The sequence below is a fragment of the Vibrio sp. Y58_MX_L22 genome (assembly GCF_024181865.1).
Classification (GTDB): Bacteria; Pseudomonadota; Gammaproteobacteria; order Enterobacterales; family Vibrionaceae; genus Vibrio; species Vibrio alginolyticus.
Genome location: NZ_JAMZAN010000008.1, coordinates 128,460 through 145,157, shown reverse-complemented (window position 1 = coordinate 145,157; position 16,698 = coordinate 128,460). Strand labels below are relative to the sequence as shown.

The window sequence follows — 16,698 nt, the reverse complement described above, 5'->3', positions numbered from 1 at the left end:
CGTATTTTGAATAAAGTAGTCATCATTACCGGCGCAAGCCGAGGCATTGGAGCCGCAACGGCGAAAAAGCTGGCCGAGCAAGGCTATCGCGTTTGCGTTAATTACCGCACTCAGCAAGAGGCCGCCGACCAAGTTGTGGCAGAAATACAAGCAAACGGTGGCAAAGCGATTGCCATCGCCGCAGACGTAGCCGATGAGAAGCAAGTGCTCTCCTTGTTTGATGAAACAGAACGTGAATTTGGTGCAGTGACGCACTTGGTCAACAACGTTGGCATCCTATTTACTCAATCGCCTTTGTCAGAAATCAGCTTGGAACGCTTTCAGAAAGTAATGAACACCAATGTGAATAGCTGTTTTCTCTGCTGTCGAGAAGCGGCGAAGCGATTCAGTGCAGGCGGTGCAATTGTGAATGTCTCCTCTGGAGCGTCGCGCTCAGGCGCGCCATTTGAGTATGTCGATTACGCCACATCAAAAGGCGCGATGGATACCTTAACTAAAGGGCTCTCGCTAGAGTTGGCAGAGCGCAATATTCGCGTCAATGGCGTTCGACCTGGTTTCATTTACACTGATATGCATGCCGACGGCGGAGAACCAAACCGAGTAGATAGACTCAGCCCTCAAATTCCTCTTAAACGCGGTGGCACGGTAGAAGAAGTAGCAAATGCGATCGCTTGGCTATTAAGTGACGAAGCCTCTTATGTCACGGGATCATTTATCGATATTGCAGGGGGCAGATAGAATGCAAGTCCATATCCGACAAGCAACTCCCGATGATTTAGACGAAATTTTTCAGCTTAATTTTCAAATTAATTCACTGCATTTTGCGAATGCGCCAGAAGCCTTTGTTGCGCCTTCAGAAGCTGACCGTAAATTTCTTGCACAAGCACTAGAGAACAAAGAGCGACTCTTTTTGATTGCCGAACGCGAACAGCAAATTCTCGGCTTCTTAACCGCGATGATCACCCAAAACGACACCGTCAGTTTTCTGATCAAAGACCCAATTTGTCGCGTGGGAACAATTGTTGTCGATGAAGCGCAAAAGCAGCAAGGAATCGGCCGCCAACTGCTCCAAACCTGTGAGCAATGGGCGCGCGATGCCAATGCCACACAAGTTCGATTGGAAGTGATGGAATTCAATCAGCCAGCACAGCGCTTTTACGATAATCAAGGTTTTAAAACTAACTCACGCATTATGCTGAAACATTTGTAACGATAACGACAATTAAGCGCTTTTCACGACTAAACCCACCTAAATCGCATTTATCGATGCAATTTACCCCCCTGATTTTAGAAAAAGACGATATGATGTGCGGATAAGGAGATTCGAACATGATTTATCTTTTCGATTGGGGGAACACCTTGATGGTAGATTTCCCTCACGCACAAGGAAAAATGTGCGATTGGGAACACGTAGAAGCTGTTCCTCAAGCCAGAGAAACACTGGCAATACTTTCCCAAAATCATCCCATCTACATTGCGACCAGTGCATCTGATTCCAACATGGAAGAGGTTCAGCGTGCATTTGTTCGCGTCGACTTAGACCAATACTTAAATGGCTATTTTTGTTTTGCCAACCTCGGTATCGCTAAAAACCTACCTGAGTTTTATCTCGCCATCGCAAAACAGTTAGGGGTTAACGTGAGTGGAATAACCATGGTTGGCGATTTACCTCACAAAGATATTTACCCTGCGATGAAAGCGGGCGTAAACACAATTTGGTTTAACCCAACGGGCGCTGATGCACCAGCCGAAGCCATTCCTAACCAAATTCGTTGTTTATCTGAGCTTATCCCCTAACCGTTACTAACCTGCACTAATCAAGGAAGATGAATGCAAATCAGATCCATCAAGGTGAGCGATATCGCGCGCTTCACCGCGCTGTGGAATCGAGTGTACTCCGAAGGGGAATTTTTGATTTCTCCTGCACCCGATAACGCAACGCTTCGCAGAATCCTGCAACGTGTGGAAAACGAGTCCATCCCTCAGTTTGTCGCGTTTGACCGCCAAAAACTTATCGGTAGTGTTGAAATCTACCCAGCTGAGATGTGCGGTTACGAAAGATGGCAACGCCTTCGCGTCGGTATTCTTGGTATTCACATCGACAAAAACTACCGAGGCAAAGGATTGGGGCGGAAACTATTGGCAGTCGCGATCGCACGTGGTTGGGAATTTGGTTACGACCAAATCGCACTCTACGTATACACAACCAACACACCAGCGATTGCTTTGTATGAACGGTTTGGATTTGAACATCAGGGGGAACTTGGGGAAGTGACCTTGCCAAATGGTAAAGTCTTGATGAGTCAAAAAATGGTATTGTATAAAGCGCAAAGCCCTTCGAAAAACCCCGATTTGTAGAGTCACGATAACCGTTGTTCGCAACACTTATTCGGGATTAACACCCTTGCGTCACATACCCTCGAACAATTGAATCGTTAGAGGCTTGATTCACGTAGTAGAAATAGCATGCCTCTTCTGCCAGTGTGTAACCTTGCGGCCAAATGTACACAACGCGATCAACTCCCGATTTATCTAAGAACTGATAATCAGGAATCGCGACAAAATGAGCACTGTTTGGGTGCTGCTGACCGATGATGCAAAAATCACTGCCTTTGCACGGCACGTCAATTTTCGAATAACCTCTGGCTGGTAGATCGATTTCTAACAAAGCTCGAATACTATCGGCACTCGCTTCTGGCATGCCTTTGCGTGTTTTGACATGTCGGTCAATGTAGTGAACGTGCTCTTGGCCGTAAGCGTTATCAATCACTGATTGAGCATGGAAGAACTTGAGAGCCGTACCCAAAGAAGACTGAGAACTGTGCAGCATCGCAGCGTATGCTTGGCGATGAATATCGAGTAGTACTGGTAAAGCAGCTAATGCGATGAAAGCCAAAGTGGTAAGCACTATGGTGATTTCCATCAGCGTAAATCCCTTTGATTTCACGTTTCTTATCTCAACTAGCCCAAGACAATAGCCCCACATCCATGTGAGACCGAGCCAATATATCGCCAATTTCTTACGATTAAAGGCTTAAGGGGTAAGAAGAGACAAACACCACGCAAACTTGAGAACAGCAGCCAAAGAGCAGTGTAACAAAACGACGCTATGTGTCAGATATTAGACGGTTTTTACTCTCTAGTTACTGAGTAAAGGCACATTATTTCGCACCAGACCACGACGAACATTCGTGCACATTTTGCCAAAACGACGAATCTCATCGAACTGCGGAACAATGCCGCGCTCCATGGCTGACTCCCAATAAGTGACTTCTGAATCGACCATTTCCAACAATTTCTTCGGACAGCCAATGCACTGCCCTTCTGGTCCACATACAAACGTTTCTGGTTCATAAATTGGTAGTTCCGCTTTTACTTGCTCGATGATGCTACGCATGGCGGTCATTCGATCTGGCTTTACCTTCATCATTCTGCTCCACGGATTAAGATGAAGCAGATTGTACCCACTGATACGCAAATGTCCCTAGCCAATTTAGGTATATTCTGTTTGAATCGATTTCTTTATCGTCAGATCCGGATTTTTAACCACCAAATACACCGCCGTAGCTGCCAGTACGAAACCAGAAATCCCCATCCAATCAAATGACTCTCCAAACGCGAGCCAAGCCTGAATCGCCGTCGTTGGCGGCACTAGGTAGAATACAGAAGCTACGCTCGATGCAGCACCGTTCTTAACCATGTACAGCAGCAGTAGAATAGCTACACAAGAGAGCACGACGACCAACCACAACACAGTCAAAATAAACTCCAGTTCCCACTGCACTTGCATGGTTTCAAACTGCATCGCAACGGGCAGAAACATGACGAGCGCGGCCAAATATTGCACCGTCGCACCACCCACCATATCCACTTGTTGGCAATGTTTTTTCTGATACAGCGTCCCTAGCGTGATACCAACCAAAGCCAACAAACACAAACCAATGGCCAACACTTTATGCTGCTCGGATTGCCACTCCATTTTGCCCATCAACACCATAGCGATACCGACAAAACCAAGAGCCAAACCCAACCATTGCGAGGGTTTAAATTCCTCACGAACAAACGCCACCAGTAAAGCCGCGGTTAAAATCGGTTGAATACCCACCAGCAACGAACTCAACCCAGCAGGCATACCCAAGGCGATAGCGAAATAAGTACCGCCCAGATAGAAACCGTGGATCAACGCACCAACTACACAGCTGTGCCAAAAATCTTTTCCTGTCGGCAACCTTCTACGCAATACCGCCACAAGAACCAGAAACAATAAGACATTGAATGCCATACGGATAGAAAGTAGTGTCGCTGGCTCGGCATATTGCAAACCAAAACGCGCACCAACGAATCCAGAAGCCCAAAGGATGACAAATACAAAAGGGATGGCTCGGATTAACATGATCGCCTCACTCACGCTTGTTTTATGTTTTGAGATACTGCTAATGTAATTAGGTACAGTGTTTTCAAAAAGTGACAGATGGAAGTGTTTTTATGGGTACAGATTTATTGGAAAGCGGTGAAGGGAATAAGTACCTCGTGGTGGAAAAACACCTCAAACAAGCCATCAATGGTGGCGTTTATCAGGCGGATGATCGACTGCCCTCCATTCGCTCGTTGAGCCAAGAATTAAACGTCAGTAAAAATACCGTGATTCGTGCGTATCAAGAGCTGGAAGCACAAAACTTGGTTTACTCGGTTCCCAAATCGGGTTATCGAGTTAAAGTCGCCTTGCCGACCTCTCGCTCAATTCCAGATCCGACTCGCGTGGATTTGCTCTCGATCTGCAAAGAAATCCTTACTTATCCTGAATACCAAGAGCGTTTGCCTACCGGTTCTGCCCACCCAAACATTGACTCCCCCGCGATCAAAAGCTTGTACGCCGAGATCGGCCGCCACAGCCGCCAGCAAACGCATGTACCGAGCCATTACCAATTACCACCCGGTGATCACCTCTTAATCAAACAACTAGCGAAAATCACGCAAGATTTGGGCACGCCAGCCAAGTTGGATGAGATCATGGTGACGCACGGCGCGCAACAAGCCATTAGCCTAGCGCTGCGCGCAACGACACAAAAAGGCGATATCGTCGCGGTGGAGTCCCCTTGCTATTTTGGCAACTTATTGATGCTAGAATCACTCGGCCTCAAAGTGGTGGAAATTCCGAGTTGCCCACGCGACGGTATGTGCCCCGAAGCCTTAGCAAAAGCAATGGCGACATGGGACATAAAAGCGATAATCGTAACGCCAAACTTCACCAACCCTACTGGTGCCATGATGCCGCTAGAAAAGCGCCAGCGATTGCTCTTGGCATCTGGCAATATTCCTATTATCGAAGACGATGTGTTTGGCGGGTTAAGCTATGACAAGCCGTTACCAAGCTTGAGATTGCTCGATGACAAGCAACGCGTAATTTACGTGAATTCGTTATCCAAAACGCTCGATTCGCGTTTGAGAATTGGTTGGATGTTGGCGGGGCGATATCGAGATCAAATTGAGCAATATCTACTGTGTGAGAACATGGGCAGTTTGAACCTGATGCAATCCGCCGTGGCAACGTTTCTAACATCAGGCAAGTATCGAACGCATACTGCGCGAATGGGACGGGTGTATCAAAACAACATGCGCCGATTTATCCAGATGCTTCATCAATACTTAGATGAGCACGAATCTCTAAAAAATCGATACCAGATCAACGCCGTACAAGGCTCGTTCTTACTTTGGTTGCGACTGCCCGAAGACACGGACAGCTATGCGTTGTATCAAGCATGCAATAAGCACAGAATCAGCCTACTTCCCGGCACCGTATTTGGCACTCAAGGGCAATATCGGCATTGCGTACGCCTCAGCGTGGCAAACTTTGGTCATGAAACCGATTGGAGTCACGCGATGCAAACACTGGCAAAATTGATAGCAAAGCATGCCTGTTAACTCGCTCTTACTAAATGAACTTATGCCGACACACGCAAACAGGTAACAACAAAAAACTCCACGCAAAGGTGGAGTTTTTCATATCGTCATCGCCTTCAGTGCGACTTAATTTGCCACATTCTCGCGACGTTTTCGGCTAAATTAGCAACGTTGACGTCGGCCTCTTTCATGGCCTCAGGTAAGCTCATCGCCCTTGGTACACAAGCAAACACCGCATCAATGCCGCACTCATAAACCGCCTGATAGTTGTCGCCCACACAGCCTGCTAATGCAATGACTGGTAAATTACACTTCTTGGCCACCTGAGCAACGCCCATCGGCGTTTTGCCATGTGCGGTTTGATAATCGATTCGACCCTCGCCTGTAAATACGATATCCGCATCCGCAACACGCTGAGCAAGTTTGACCGTATCAAGCACAATCTCAATTCCCGGTTGCAAACGTGCTGGCGTATACCCGAGCAAGGCCGCGCCCATACCACCAGCAGCACCCGCCCCTTCACGAGTCAGTACATGCTTACCCGTCGCTTGTTCCGTCAACTCGCCAAACTTGCGCAATGCGTTATCGAGCAGAGTGACGTCTGATACGGTCGCTCCCTTTTGCGGGCCAAAGATAGCCGACGCGCCTTTGTCACCACAGAGTGGGTTATCAACATCGCACGCTACCAACACTTCGCAAGTTGCTAAACGAGGGTCAAGACCAGAGATATCGATGGACGCAAGCGCCGCTAACCCGCCTCCATTTGGGGTAATTGCATGACCAGATTCATCAAGAAACGCCACCCCCAACGCGGTCAACATGCCCACGCCACCATCATTGGTAGCGCTGCCGCCCAAACCAATGATTAAGCGTTGAATACCTCTATCTAGCGCGTGTTTGATCAGCTGTCCAGTACCAATGCTACTGGTCAGTTTTGGGTCGCGAGCGTCACTCGGCACAAGGTGCAGACCACTGGCCTCCGCCATTTCAATAACCGCGGTTTCGCCGTCGCCGAGGATGCCATAAAACGCTTCAACATCATTCCCTAATGGCGCGGTCACCGTTGTGAAGACTTGTTCGCCTTGAGTTGCATCTATCAAAGATTGAACCGTGCCTTCGCCACCGTCTGCGACCGGAACCGTAACAAACTCGGCATCATGCCATACGCGAGCAAGACCCGTTTTGATCGCCTCGCTCACTTGTTTGGCGGTTAAGCTTTCTTTAAATGAATCAGGTGCAATTACCACTTTCATACGTATTTCCAGAGACTTATAAGAGGACGAGGCTCAAAATGTACACCAATGCCATTGCCGTGACACCTTGAACGAGCGTAGCCATGGTTTGCGCGCGGTACGCTAAGCCCACCGACATGCGGCTAAACTGCGAAACTACCCAGAAGAAACTGTCGTTTGCATGAGAAACCGTCATCGCACCAGCACCGATCGCCATCACCGTTAATACGCGGCCCATTTCTGAATCGAGCCCCAATTGCGTAAGCATAGGCGCAACCAAAGCCGATGTGGTCACCAATGCAACCGTTGATGAACCTTGCGCCGACTTTAGCGCAGCCGCAACGATAAATGGCATGAAAATACCCACGCCCAACGCCGATAGCGTCGTACCTAAGTATTCACCTAGCGGCGTTGCTTTTAATACCGCGCCAAAAGCACCACCCGCACCGGTAATCAAAAGAATAGGCGCAGCAGCCGTAATACCTTGGCTGATTCGCTCGCCAAATTCTTCAATCTTGTTGTCTGACTTGAGTAGACGAACAGAAAGGAACAGGCCAATCACCAATGCCGTTAGTGGCTGTCCTAAGAAAGTCAGAACATCAAACACAAAACCTTCGCCCAGCGGTAGGCTTGGGAATTTCGCGATAGAGCCAAAACAGATCAATAAGATAGGAACAAAAATAGGAGCGAATGCTTGGCTCGCCGTTGGCAATTTGCCGTAAGACGCTTTGAGTGCTTGCCAGTCTTGCTGAATTTCTTCTGCGGCTTCAATGCCATCTGGTTCAACATGTTGGAATCGGTTCGCCCACAACATCCCCGCTAACGCCGCAACCGCTGCAACAAACACACCCACACCAATCACTAAACCAAGGTTAGATTCCAGGCCTAAGTTACCCGCAGCGGCAATCGGTCCAGGAGTTGGCGGCACAAACGTGTGCGTTGCGTATAGGCCAGTTGCCAACGCCACACTCATCGCAACGCTTGAAGTTTTTAAACGCTTCGCGAGTGATTCTTTGAGCGAGTTCAGAATGACAAAGCCTGAATCACAAAATACCGGAACAGAAACGATGTAACCGATGATGCTCATGGTCAATGTTGGGAAACGCTCACCCAACACTTTGATGACCGTATCGGCCATAGTGATCGCTGCACCACTTTTTTCCAAAATAACACCGATGATGGTACCTAAAACGATAACCAAACCAATGTAACCAAGGATGCCGCCAAAGCCAGAAGCAATGGTTTTGGCAATGCTATCTGCCGGTAAGCCGTAAGCAAATGCCGCAAGGAACGCCGCGATGATCAGCGCTAAAAAGGGATGTAATTTGAATTTGGTGGTCGTGAGCACAATAAATGCGATCACCCCAAGCAGGATTAATATAAGGTTCATGATAACTCCATTTATTCTTATTTTGCTGAGCGAGTCAGTGTTGGCTCACTCAACATGTAGGGACGCATGAATTATTAATCGTTTGCTTTCGAATTCCTTTAGGCGGAGTGACAAATGATGTGGTCAAAAAATAACGCGTATTGTGCAAATGCACAACATCACGACATTTTTGAGAGCCGAGTCGCAATATAAAGCTCCGCTAACCCCACAAAATTGGTGGTTGGTAGCCCTGTTATCTCGGTGATTTTCTCTAACCGATAGCGCAGAGTGTTCCGGTGAATAAACAGCATTTTAGAGCATTCTGTTACATTGCCATTGCATTCAAACAGTGCATCTAGGGTTTTCAATAATTGCCCAGATTTGTCTTTCTCTTTCAACCGTTTCACACCATCAATAATTTGTTCACCTTGCCAAATATCCACCAACGGCGCTAACAAAACAGGCAAACGAAGTTCATCGAACAGGTACTTACGTTTCTCTGGGTAGAACTGCTTGCCAATAGCTAATACCTGCTTCGCACTTTGGTATGACAACGCGACATCTTTAGGCTCATTAAACAGCTGCCCTAGCGCAATGTGAAACGTATGCGAATCGTGATCGCTTAAACGCGACATCAACTTATCAATGCGCTCACTTTCAACTTGGCTATCCCACTGCTTGGCGGAATGACACGGTTTCAACACCACAATTTCATTCACTGAGACAATCGCAACTAGGTTGTTACGCTCTGGGTATTCAAGCAGCTCAACAATATTGCGCACACTCTTCATGCTTTTCGAGGCGGACGGCGTCGAGACTTCAATCACCGTTGCCACCCGTGGTTGAGTAACATCGATAGAAAGACGCATCGCCCAATCTTTCAGCTCTTCATCGGTCAATTTCCCATTGATCCAAGCCAGAATAAACTCTTCGCGATGACGTCTGTCCCACTGAAATTTTTCCACCAGCGCGGCTTGCTCGATTGTCAGTTCAGCGGTCATTTTAACCAGTTTTGCAAAATCTCGGATTTTCTCCGGCTCGCCTGTGACGCCAACAATACCGACCACGTCGCCATGTAATTTCAACAACATATTGATACCGGGTTTGACACCCTGCAACGTCAAACATTGCTGCTCATTAAGCTCTAGCGAATCGCCATGATTCAGCGCCAGTACCGCGCCATCATGCACTTGCCCAACACGTTTAGGGTCGCCACTGCCAATGATGATGCCTGCCGAGTTCATCACATTCACATTTTGACCAATGATGGACATGGTTCGATCAACAATTTGTTGTGCTAAAGCGTGGTCGAGAATCACCATTTCGAGTTTCCAAATTGACCGTTTAATCACTCAATAAATCACAAATGGCAAACTATCGCGATGCTGCGGTTCTAAATAACGGAAGCAGCTCAAAGCATTATCCAATTACCCATATTTAAAAAGTGGATTAAACCTTCATTTTTAGCAGCGGGTTATATACTTAGAACAAAGGTTACCAATGCATTCTTCACTGTGCATTGATGCCACTCGTCTACCTACAGAGGAGAGATCAACATGGAGTTACGGAATAAATCGGGGGAAGTTGCAAATATTGCTGATAACCTCACTTTGAAGGAAATCACAGAAATGGGCTACACCGTAGATTTATGCGATGAAGCATTTGCTCCTGGAGAGCATTGGAAAGCGGAAGGTAAAACGCAAGGTATGGGCGAGTATCCAGAGGAGTAAACGTCCTGGCGAACCAGCGTACAAAAGCGTTCCACAAACAGAAAAGCCGAGCGACTTAACGCTCGGTTTTTTTACTTTTGAACTTCTTGAATAAACAAGCTCATCTCTTCAAGATAATTGCCGTTTGAGCATCCCCAGTCGGTGACCTCAATCAACTCTGTAACTAACTGTCCAGACTCATCATCTTGCACTCTCTGCACAAACGCTTCAAAACGTTCCAGTTGCGCCTGACTCTTAACGCCATGCACGGCATATTCTACAAGCAAGCCGTTGTACGTCTGCCAGCGCTGATCGCCCGCAACATCATTGCTTAAAATCACAGAACACTTTTGTTGAATGCTTTCAACCGCATCATTTCTTGGTGGCGCGACTGTGGAACATCCAACTAAAATCGTACCTACCGCCAATAACGTAACTTTTGTCTTATTTATCATATCGTTTCCAACTGTATCGCCACGATATGGAAATCTTATTACACCTGATAAGGATCATCGATAGCGCACCGCAGATTAATTACTTAATAAACTGTAAACTCCATACCAGTCTTAACACTGCAAGCTCATAACTCCTATTAACTCACCCAAATGTAAACAAATAGTAAAATCACCTTTACGCGATGCAAAATCGACAAATGAGATTAGCGTTCCTTTCTCGCGACCAAGCGTGCAATAATCAACTGTCTACATAACGAAACCATTTGAAGGATCAAAATGACCGCAACGGATTACCTCAACGACCTCAATCAACGTTACCTTGCGATTCACCGCACCAAAGAAGATTTCTTTTGGGAAACTTACATGGGGATCAGCGATGACCATGATGGCTCGACGCAAGCACAAACGGCATGGACAAGCTTTTTAAGCAACGCCGAGCAAATTACTGCCATCAAACAACAGCTTGAAGCCGCGGACTCAATTACCGACCCACAAGAGAAACAACAAACCATTACGGGTCTATCTGGTTGGCTGGCGATGTTTGAATCTCACGCTATCGAGGGCGAAAAAGCACAAGCGTTGAAAAATCAGCTCATTGCCTTTGAAGCTGAGCTCTTCGAGAAAAAACAGAACCACGTACAAACATTTACCGATGAGAACGGCGAGCAAGTAGAAGGTTCACTACCCGTATTAAGCTCAACCATTCGCACCAGCAATCATGAAGAAGTTCGCCAATCGGCTCATCAAGCGTTGCTGAACCTTGAACAATGGCTACTGCAAAACGGCTTTATAGAGCTGATCAAACTGCGCAACCAGTTCGCTCGCTCACTCGGTTATGCGACTTTCTTTGATTACTCCGTGCAAAAAACGGAAAAGATGAGCTCTGAACAGCTATTCGAGATTTTGGAAGATTTCGAACAACGCACGCGAGATGCGCATCTAAACAGCTTAGAAAACTTGGCGAAAGAGAAAGGCGCAAGCGCACTAGCAAGCTACAACTTTGTTTACTCATTCGCGGGTGACGTTATGCGTGACCTTGACCCATACGTGCCGTTCTCAAAATCTCTGAGACGCTGGGTAGAATCGTTTGGTCGCCTAAATATTGATTACTCTGGTGCGACGCTAACGCTGGATTTACTAGATCGCAAAGGTAAGTACCCGAATGGGTTCTGCCACGGCCCTATTCCTTCTTTCTATAATCAAGGCGAATGGGTCGCAGCGCAGGTGAACTTCACCAGTAATGCCAAACCAGACCAAGTGGGCAGCGGCTACGATGGCATTAACACGCTGTTCCACGAAGGTGGCCACGCAGCACACTTTGCGAACGTAAAAATGAACGCACCTTGTTTCTCGCAGGAGTTTGCGCCGACGTCAATGGCTTATGCAGAAACTCAGTCGATGTTCTGTGACAGCCTGTTAACCGATGCCGATTGGCTAAAACAATACGCACTGGATGATGAAGGGAATCCGGTTCCTGATGAGATCATTCAAGCGATGATCAACAGCCGTCAGCCATTCAAAGCTTATGAAGAACGTAGCATCTTGGTTGTGCCATATTTTGAGCGCGCGTTGTATCAGTTGAGCGATGACGAGTTAACGCCAGAGCGCATCACTAAGCTCGCTCGCGATTGTGAAAAACAGATCCTTGGTTTGAAATGCAGCCCTCGCCCACTGATGGCGATTCCACATTTGCTATCCGACGAAGCAGCTTGTGCGTATCAAGGTTATCTACTCGCGCACATGGCGGTGTATCAGACCCGTGCATACTTCCTTGAGAAGTTTGGTTACCTGACGGATAACCCAGAAATTGGCCCACTGCTGGCAAAACACTACTGGCACGCAGGCAATCACTTGTCGCACAACGAAACCATTGTCAGCCTGACTGGCGAAGGCTTCAATGCCAAATACCTTGCAGACGTGTGTAACCTGTCGCCAGAACAGGCATGGGAAGTGCAGCAGAAGAAAATCGACTCACTTGCGACGCGAGAGCGAGCATCAGTCGCTTCACTGAACGCCGCGATTAAAGTCGTCGACGGCAGTAAAGAGCTGGCAAGCAACGCCATCTCTGACGAACAAATGTGTGACGATTTTGAACGTTACATCGTAGAGACTTACGGTCGATAACACGCAGAAAGCCAGGAGCTCGCCTTCTGGCTTTTTATTCTTTAGCTAATGCAATAAGAAGGAAGATCCATGTACCAAGAAGTCATCAAATTTTGGTTCGAGGAGCTATCGCCCAAAAATTGGTTTGAAAACAACCCAGAACTGGACAAGCGTATTACATCGCGATTTGCCTCGGTATTAGAACAAGCGGCTCGTTGTGAACTGTTTAATTGGCGTAACAGCGCACAAGGACGATTGGCCGAAATCATCGTCCTCGACCAGTTTTCACGTAATGTGTATCGCAACACCCAAAAAGCGTTTGCACAAGACCCACTCGCATTAGCATTGGCTCAAGAGGCAATTCGGTTAGGTTACGACAAAGAATTAGCGCCTGAGCAGCTAAGCTTTTTGTACATGCCGTTTATGCACAGCGAATCTCGCCTCATTCATGTCCAAGCTGAAAAATTGTTCCGCGCATCAGGGCTTGAAAATAACTACGATTTTGAGCTAAAACACAAAGCCATCATCGACCAGTTTGGGCGCTATCCTCATCGCAATGCGATACTGGGAAGAGAGAGCACTCCCGAAGAGTTAGCGTTTTTGCAACAACCTGGGTCAAGTTTCTAAATAACAATGAATAATGAGTTAACCATGAGAGACCACGCAGTATGCTGGCCATGCTTGCTAAAACTAGACGGCGACGATGAGCTGATCTACACGCATTCCCAGTCCGACTTAGACTCTGAATGCGAAGCCCTCATTTTTGGGCAAGATGATTACGTTATTGACTCAAATGGCAACACGTTTGAATTGAAAAACAATGGTTCGAACACCACTCTTTTACACCCAAAAGAACGAACGCTGTCCGTAGAAGAGGTTACGTCATTAATCCAATCGCATGAATTCAGCCTCGCGCAACGGTGTATTATCAAGATTCATTTCACCTCGGTGAGGCAAGCTGTTGAGGCCTTAGCTCACTAACTCAATCCCAACATGCATAGCATTAAATAAAATTATCATTTTTATAATTTATGATAATTTCATGTAATCAACATCACGCCATATACTCTCCCACATCGAAACAAGACAACGTTCAAACACACATGTTGGGAGCAAACAAATGAAAATGAATCATGTCGGTATTATGGTCGGAGATATGGACAAAGCGGTTGAGTTTTACACGCAAGCGCTAGGTCTAAAAGTCGTTATGGGCAACACGAAAGTGATTGAAGAACGCGAAACGGCAATTGGCAGAATGTGTATTGCGGTCTTTGGGAAAGGCTTTAAAGGCTTCAACATTGCGCACCTTGTGACAAGTGATGGCATCGGCCTTGAGTTATTCGAAATGAAAGAACGTCAAGAGCGCCATGAAGTGGATTTTTCTCGCATCGGTATCTTCCATTTCTGTTTACAGACAGACGATTTTGAAGGTGCTATCAAACGCACCGAAGCACTAGGTGGCAAAGTTCGCATGGACATCATGCGTTACCACCCAGAAGACGATAATAAGCCTGCGAAAATGGTTTACCTAGAAGACCCATTCGGCAACCTATTCGAGCTTTACTCACACTCTTACGAAGAAACTTACGCTTCTGATTACGAGTAATAGCCCCATCCATATCCCAAAAGGCTAGCAATACGCTAGCCTTTTTTGTTTGCTTTGAGTTGCAGTGTTTCTGCACTCGCTCTAGCAAAAAAACATCTGGAATTTGATCATTTCTCTCACCACTTTTAAGGTCACTTTATACTTACCTCAACACAATGCAAAAAGGAGTGAAGCATGCCCACCAAAAATCCAATCGCCATCAAAGCGCTTGATCATGTTGTTTTAAGGACCTGTAACCTCGATGCTATGTTGCATTTCTATCGAGACATTTTGGGCTGCCCTGTCGAACGCGAAGTAACGGAACTTGGTTTAACTCAACTTAGGGCAGGTAACGCATTGATTGATGTAGTGACGGTAGACAGCGAATTGGGCCAACTCGGCGGTAAGCCACCAGTTCAAAATGGTCGTAATATTGACCATTTTTGCCTGCAATTGGCGCCTTTTTCCGAGGATGAATTACTGGAATATCTGCGTGCGCGCGGCATTGAAACCGAAGAGTTTGCGAAGCGGTATGGCGCACAAGGGTTCGGTAGATCACTCTATATACATGATCCGGAAGGAAATGTCGTCGAGTTAAAACCTCAAGTGATTGATGAGTAAGCGAGTAAAAAACCTTGTTATATTCTGAAAATAACAAGGTTAACTTCTAAAATAATTATTGAAGTAAGAACATATTATTAAGTCAAAATTATATCTGGCTCACCTCTTTCTTTTTCTCGCCACCATTGTTTATTTATATGTTCTTGATGAACGTAAAAACTCTCCCCCGGCATTGGCGTCAGCAGCGTTATATGTTCTTTTTGACAATGGGTAAGCAAATCTAAAATCGGTTCGTCCCAGCGGTGAGTAAATAGCTCGTATGTAGCCCAATGCACGGGCAACAGTTTTTTCGCATTTAAATCGCGAAACGCTTGCACGGTATGATGAGCCTGCATGTGCCCCCAGTTTTCGACCGGATAACCTTGGCCTTTCACATCAGCAGCCACTTCCAAACAGGCAATGTCGATTGGTCCACATCGCAGTGCGATCTCGGAAAAGTGCGAATCGTAAGCTGAATCGCCACTAAAATAGAGCGTCTCTTCTTTGCCTTTGATGACCCAAGAAGCCCACAGGGTCGAGTTTTTATCGAAATAAGTACGACCCGAATTATGGTTAGCAGGCGTACAAATCAGTTCGATTCCGGCATAGTGCACGCTATCCCACCAATCGAATTCCACGATGTTGTCTGCGCAAACGCCCCACTTTATCAGATGCTTGCCAACCCCTAAGGGTACATAAAACGTCACGGGTTTATCGGCGTAGAAACGTATGGTCGATGCTTCTAAATGGTCGTAATGATCGTGCGAAATCACGATAATTTCAGGAATCGGCAAACAATCTCTGGCATGGGTATTGGGAATATTGCGTTCAAACCACGCTTTTGCGATGAACGGAGAAGCGTAATCAAATACCGGATCGGTCAGAATTCGAATGCCATCGACCTCCACCAGCATGGTGGAATGGCCCAGCCAAGTAACGCGCATCGATTCACTTCGCTGCGCAAACTGCGTAGGTTGAATTGGGAAATGTGGCAGATGTTCGTTAGGACTCAATGGCGTTCTACCACCAAGATAGCTCCAACACACCTGCCAGAATGATTGCGGGCTAGGGACATTTGGCATCTCGTTTTTAACGCGGCCGTTTTCAAATTGAGGCGAGTGGTGAACACGGTGCGCCAACTGCTCATGGTAGGTTTGAGGGGAAATCAGTGAACTTGGCTTTTGTGTCTTTTGTTCACTCGTTAGGTATGTGCGCTTAAGTATCGTCTCAGACATATCGTAGTTTTGTCTCGCTTGTGAACGCTCAACAGTAGGTTTATTAAAACGTGCGTGTATGTCTATTTCGTGACCAAAATGAGGTGTAAGATGAAGATTCAGTTTCAATCAAACGTTTTCTATATTAAGGAAGCAGTTCTCAAACCTTCTGAATACTGCGTCGGTTTGAAAGGAGAAAACTATGGTGACTTGCAGCCAATACGATTTTATTGAAATCGCCTGTATGTTTAAGCTCCCTATCGAGATCACACTAAAAAATGGTGAAACTCATCAGGGCAACGCGTTCGACACAGGCTACGACATGCAGCGACAAGAGTGCTTGTTTTTAGATATGGATGGTGAGCACACCGCCTTCCCGACTGAACAATTAGTCGCAATGCGCGCGCTCAAAACCAATCCGCATTTTGACGAAGTGACGTTTGAGTAAACGTCCTTCTTTCACTGGCACTGTCCAATAAAAAACGCCTCTCAAGCTGACACAACTTGAGAGGCGTTCTCTTACACTATTC

Annotated in this window: 20 protein-coding genes; 12 read left to right on the top strand and 8 right to left on the bottom strand. The window is 46.6% G+C overall.

Annotation, left to right across the window (positions count from 1 at the left end; genetic code table 11):
• Nucleotides 1–6: 6 nt before the first annotated feature.
• The 4 genes from NL626_RS18340 (at nt 7) to NL626_RS18325 (ending at nt 2,358) form a co-directional block, all read left to right on the top strand.
• On the top strand, nt 7–738 hold the full coding sequence (locus NL626_RS18340) for a glucose 1-dehydrogenase (RefSeq protein WP_193837835.1): 732 nt from the start codon (nt 7–9) through the stop codon (nt 736–738).
• Between the two features lies 1 nt (nt 739).
• The gene (locus NL626_RS18335; RefSeq protein WP_062730850.1) at nt 740–1,210 is read left to right on the top strand and encodes a GNAT family N-acetyltransferase; all 471 of its coding nucleotides are present in this window, start codon (nt 740–742) and stop codon (nt 1,208–1,210) included.
• Nucleotides 1,211–1,329: 119 nt separating this feature from the next.
• Entirely contained in the window at nt 1,330–1,797 is a 468-nt protein-coding gene (locus NL626_RS18330; RefSeq protein ID WP_017821009.1) for an HAD family hydrolase, read from the top strand.
• A gap of 33 nt (nt 1,798–1,830) precedes the next feature.
• Nucleotides 1,831–2,358, top strand: a complete 528-nt coding sequence (locus tag NL626_RS18325; protein WP_253657615.1) for a GNAT family N-acetyltransferase — start codon at nt 1,831–1,833, stop codon at nt 2,356–2,358.
• A 37-nt stretch (nt 2,359–2,395) separates the two neighbouring features.
• Here NL626_RS18325 and NL626_RS18320 read toward each other — a convergent pair whose 3' ends face one another.
• From NL626_RS18320 to NL626_RS18310, 3 genes are all read right to left on the bottom strand, one after another.
• On the bottom strand, nt 2,396–2,986 hold the full coding sequence (locus NL626_RS18320) for a type II secretion system protein (protein ID WP_225474250.1): 591 nt from the start codon (nt 2,984–2,986) through the stop codon (nt 2,396–2,398).
• A gap of 153 nt (nt 2,987–3,139) precedes the next feature.
• Nucleotides 3,140–3,427, bottom strand: coding sequence for a hypothetical protein (locus tag NL626_RS18315; RefSeq protein ID WP_005374318.1), 288 nt, complete (start codon nt 3,425–3,427; stop codon nt 3,140–3,142).
• A 66-nt stretch (nt 3,428–3,493) separates the two neighbouring features.
• Nucleotides 3,494–4,393 (bottom strand): DMT family transporter, encoded by a 900-nt coding sequence (locus NL626_RS18310; protein ID WP_253657614.1) that lies wholly within the window; start codon nt 4,391–4,393, stop codon nt 3,494–3,496.
• Nucleotides 4,394–4,485: 92 nt separating this feature from the next.
• Here NL626_RS18310 and NL626_RS18305 point away from each other — a divergent pair, with 92 nt between their 5' ends.
• The gene (locus NL626_RS18305) at nt 4,486–5,922 is read left to right on the top strand and encodes a PLP-dependent aminotransferase family protein (protein ID WP_253657613.1); all 1,437 of its coding nucleotides are present in this window, start codon (nt 4,486–4,488) and stop codon (nt 5,920–5,922) included.
• Between the two features lie 95 nt (nt 5,923–6,017).
• Here the strand turns inward: NL626_RS18305 and NL626_RS18300 are convergent, their stop codons facing one another.
• The 3 genes from NL626_RS18300 to NL626_RS18290 form a co-directional block, all read right to left on the bottom strand.
• Nucleotides 6,018–7,154 carry a glycerate kinase gene (locus tag NL626_RS18300; protein WP_253657612.1) on the bottom strand — a complete coding sequence of 379 codons (1,137 nt, stop codon included), beginning with the start codon at nt 7,152–7,154 and terminating at the stop codon, nt 6,018–6,020.
• 16 nt (nt 7,155–7,170) lie between these two features.
• The gene (locus tag NL626_RS18295) at nt 7,171–8,523 is read right to left on the bottom strand and encodes a GntP family permease (protein ID WP_017634362.1); all 1,353 of its coding nucleotides are present in this window, start codon (nt 8,521–8,523) and stop codon (nt 7,171–7,173) included.
• Between the two features lie 158 nt (nt 8,524–8,681).
• Nucleotides 8,682–9,824 (bottom strand): sugar diacid recognition domain-containing protein, encoded by a 1,143-nt coding sequence (locus NL626_RS18290; RefSeq protein WP_253657611.1) that lies wholly within the window; start codon nt 9,822–9,824, stop codon nt 8,682–8,684.
• A 234-nt stretch (nt 9,825–10,058) separates the two neighbouring features.
• On the opposite strand from NL626_RS18290, the gene NL626_RS18285 reads away from it, so the two are divergent.
• Nucleotides 10,059–10,232, top strand: a complete 174-nt coding sequence (locus tag NL626_RS18285; protein WP_005374332.1) for a hypothetical protein — start codon at nt 10,059–10,061, stop codon at nt 10,230–10,232.
• A gap of 71 nt (nt 10,233–10,303) precedes the next feature.
• Here NL626_RS18285 and NL626_RS18280 read toward each other — a convergent pair whose 3' ends face one another.
• The gene (locus NL626_RS18280) at nt 10,304–10,666 is read right to left on the bottom strand and encodes a hypothetical protein (RefSeq protein WP_017634365.1); all 363 of its coding nucleotides are present in this window, start codon (nt 10,664–10,666) and stop codon (nt 10,304–10,306) included.
• A 276-nt stretch (nt 10,667–10,942) separates the two neighbouring features.
• Between NL626_RS18280 and NL626_RS18275 the strand changes: the two genes are divergently transcribed.
• From NL626_RS18275 to NL626_RS18255, 5 genes are all read left to right on the top strand, one after another.
• Nucleotides 10,943–12,790, top strand: coding sequence for a M3 family metallopeptidase (locus NL626_RS18275; protein ID WP_213873630.1), 1,848 nt, complete (start codon nt 10,943–10,945; stop codon nt 12,788–12,790).
• 69 nt (nt 12,791–12,859) lie between these two features.
• Complete coding sequence (locus NL626_RS18270; RefSeq protein WP_053350101.1) at nt 12,860–13,396, top strand: DUF924 family protein; 537 nt, start codon at nt 12,860–12,862, stop codon at nt 13,394–13,396.
• 24 nt (nt 13,397–13,420) lie between these two features.
• Nucleotides 13,421–13,750 (top strand): DUF4144 domain-containing protein, encoded by a 330-nt coding sequence (locus NL626_RS18265; RefSeq protein WP_033907198.1) that lies wholly within the window; start codon nt 13,421–13,423, stop codon nt 13,748–13,750.
• Nucleotides 13,751–13,889: 139 nt separating this feature from the next.
• On the top strand, nt 13,890–14,375 hold the full coding sequence (locus NL626_RS18260) for a VOC family protein (protein WP_239932102.1): 486 nt from the start codon (nt 13,890–13,892) through the stop codon (nt 14,373–14,375).
• Nucleotides 14,376–14,549: 174 nt separating this feature from the next.
• Nucleotides 14,550–14,975 carry a VOC family protein gene (locus NL626_RS18255; protein WP_017634369.1) on the top strand — a complete coding sequence of 142 codons (426 nt, stop codon included), beginning with the start codon at nt 14,550–14,552 and terminating at the stop codon, nt 14,973–14,975.
• Between the two features lie 77 nt (nt 14,976–15,052).
• Here the strand turns inward: NL626_RS18255 and NL626_RS18250 are convergent, their stop codons facing one another.
• Complete coding sequence (locus tag NL626_RS18250) at nt 15,053–16,189, bottom strand: MBL fold metallo-hydrolase (protein ID WP_253657619.1); 1,137 nt, start codon at nt 16,187–16,189, stop codon at nt 15,053–15,055.
• 181 nt (nt 16,190–16,370) lie between these two features.
• Here NL626_RS18250 and NL626_RS18245 point away from each other — a divergent pair, with 181 nt between their 5' ends.
• Nucleotides 16,371–16,616 (top strand): Rho-binding antiterminator, encoded by a 246-nt coding sequence (locus tag NL626_RS18245; protein ID WP_005374351.1) that lies wholly within the window; start codon nt 16,371–16,373, stop codon nt 16,614–16,616.
• The last annotated feature ends 82 nt before the right edge of the window (nt 16,617–16,698 follow it).

What these genes read in the sequence shown, in the direction of transcription:
- NL626_RS18265 (WP_033907198.1), top strand. Translation starts at nt 13,421, where the DNA reads ATGAGAGACCACGCAGTATGCTGGCCATGCTTGCTAAAACTAGACGGC.
- NL626_RS18275 (WP_213873630.1), top strand. Translation starts at nt 10,943, where the DNA reads ATGACCGCAACGGATTACCTCAACGACCTCAATCAACGTTACCTTGCG.
- NL626_RS18255 (WP_017634369.1), top strand. Translation starts at nt 14,550, where the DNA reads ATGCCCACCAAAAATCCAATCGCCATCAAAGCGCTTGATCATGTTGTT.
- NL626_RS18295 (WP_017634362.1), bottom strand. Translation starts at nt 8,523, where the DNA reads ATGAACCTTATATTAATCCTGCTTGGGGTGATCGCATTTATTGTGCTC.
- NL626_RS18290 (WP_253657611.1), bottom strand. Translation starts at nt 9,824, where the DNA reads ATGGTGATTCTCGACCACGCTTTAGCACAACAAATTGTTGATCGAACC.
- NL626_RS18325 (WP_253657615.1), top strand. Translation starts at nt 1,831, where the DNA reads ATGCAAATCAGATCCATCAAGGTGAGCGATATCGCGCGCTTCACCGCG.
- NL626_RS18310 (WP_253657614.1), bottom strand. Translation starts at nt 4,393, where the DNA reads ATGTTAATCCGAGCCATCCCTTTTGTATTTGTCATCCTTTGGGCTTCT.
- NL626_RS18300 (WP_253657612.1), bottom strand. Translation starts at nt 7,154, where the DNA reads ATGAAAGTGGTAATTGCACCTGATTCATTTAAAGAAAGCTTAACCGCC.
- NL626_RS18320 (WP_225474250.1), bottom strand. Translation starts at nt 2,986, where the DNA reads ATGTGGGGCTATTGTCTTGGGCTAGTTGAGATAAGAAACGTGAAATCA.
- NL626_RS18330 (WP_017821009.1), top strand. Translation starts at nt 1,330, where the DNA reads ATGATTTATCTTTTCGATTGGGGGAACACCTTGATGGTAGATTTCCCT.
- NL626_RS18335 (WP_062730850.1), top strand. Translation starts at nt 740, where the DNA reads ATGCAAGTCCATATCCGACAAGCAACTCCCGATGATTTAGACGAAATT.
- NL626_RS18270 (WP_053350101.1), top strand. Translation starts at nt 12,860, where the DNA reads ATGTACCAAGAAGTCATCAAATTTTGGTTCGAGGAGCTATCGCCCAAA.
- NL626_RS18245 (WP_005374351.1), top strand. Translation starts at nt 16,371, where the DNA reads ATGGTGACTTGCAGCCAATACGATTTTATTGAAATCGCCTGTATGTTT.
- NL626_RS18250 (WP_253657619.1), bottom strand. Translation starts at nt 16,189, where the DNA reads ATGTCTGAGACGATACTTAAGCGCACATACCTAACGAGTGAACAAAAG.
- NL626_RS18285 (WP_005374332.1), top strand. Translation starts at nt 10,059, where the DNA reads ATGGAGTTACGGAATAAATCGGGGGAAGTTGCAAATATTGCTGATAAC.
- NL626_RS18305 (WP_253657613.1), top strand. Translation starts at nt 4,486, where the DNA reads ATGGGTACAGATTTATTGGAAAGCGGTGAAGGGAATAAGTACCTCGTG.
- NL626_RS18260 (WP_239932102.1), top strand. Translation starts at nt 13,890, where the DNA reads ATGAAAATGAATCATGTCGGTATTATGGTCGGAGATATGGACAAAGCG.
- NL626_RS18315 (WP_005374318.1), bottom strand. Translation starts at nt 3,427, where the DNA reads ATGAAGGTAAAGCCAGATCGAATGACCGCCATGCGTAGCATCATCGAG.
- NL626_RS18280 (WP_017634365.1), bottom strand. Translation starts at nt 10,666, where the DNA reads ATGATAAATAAGACAAAAGTTACGTTATTGGCGGTAGGTACGATTTTA.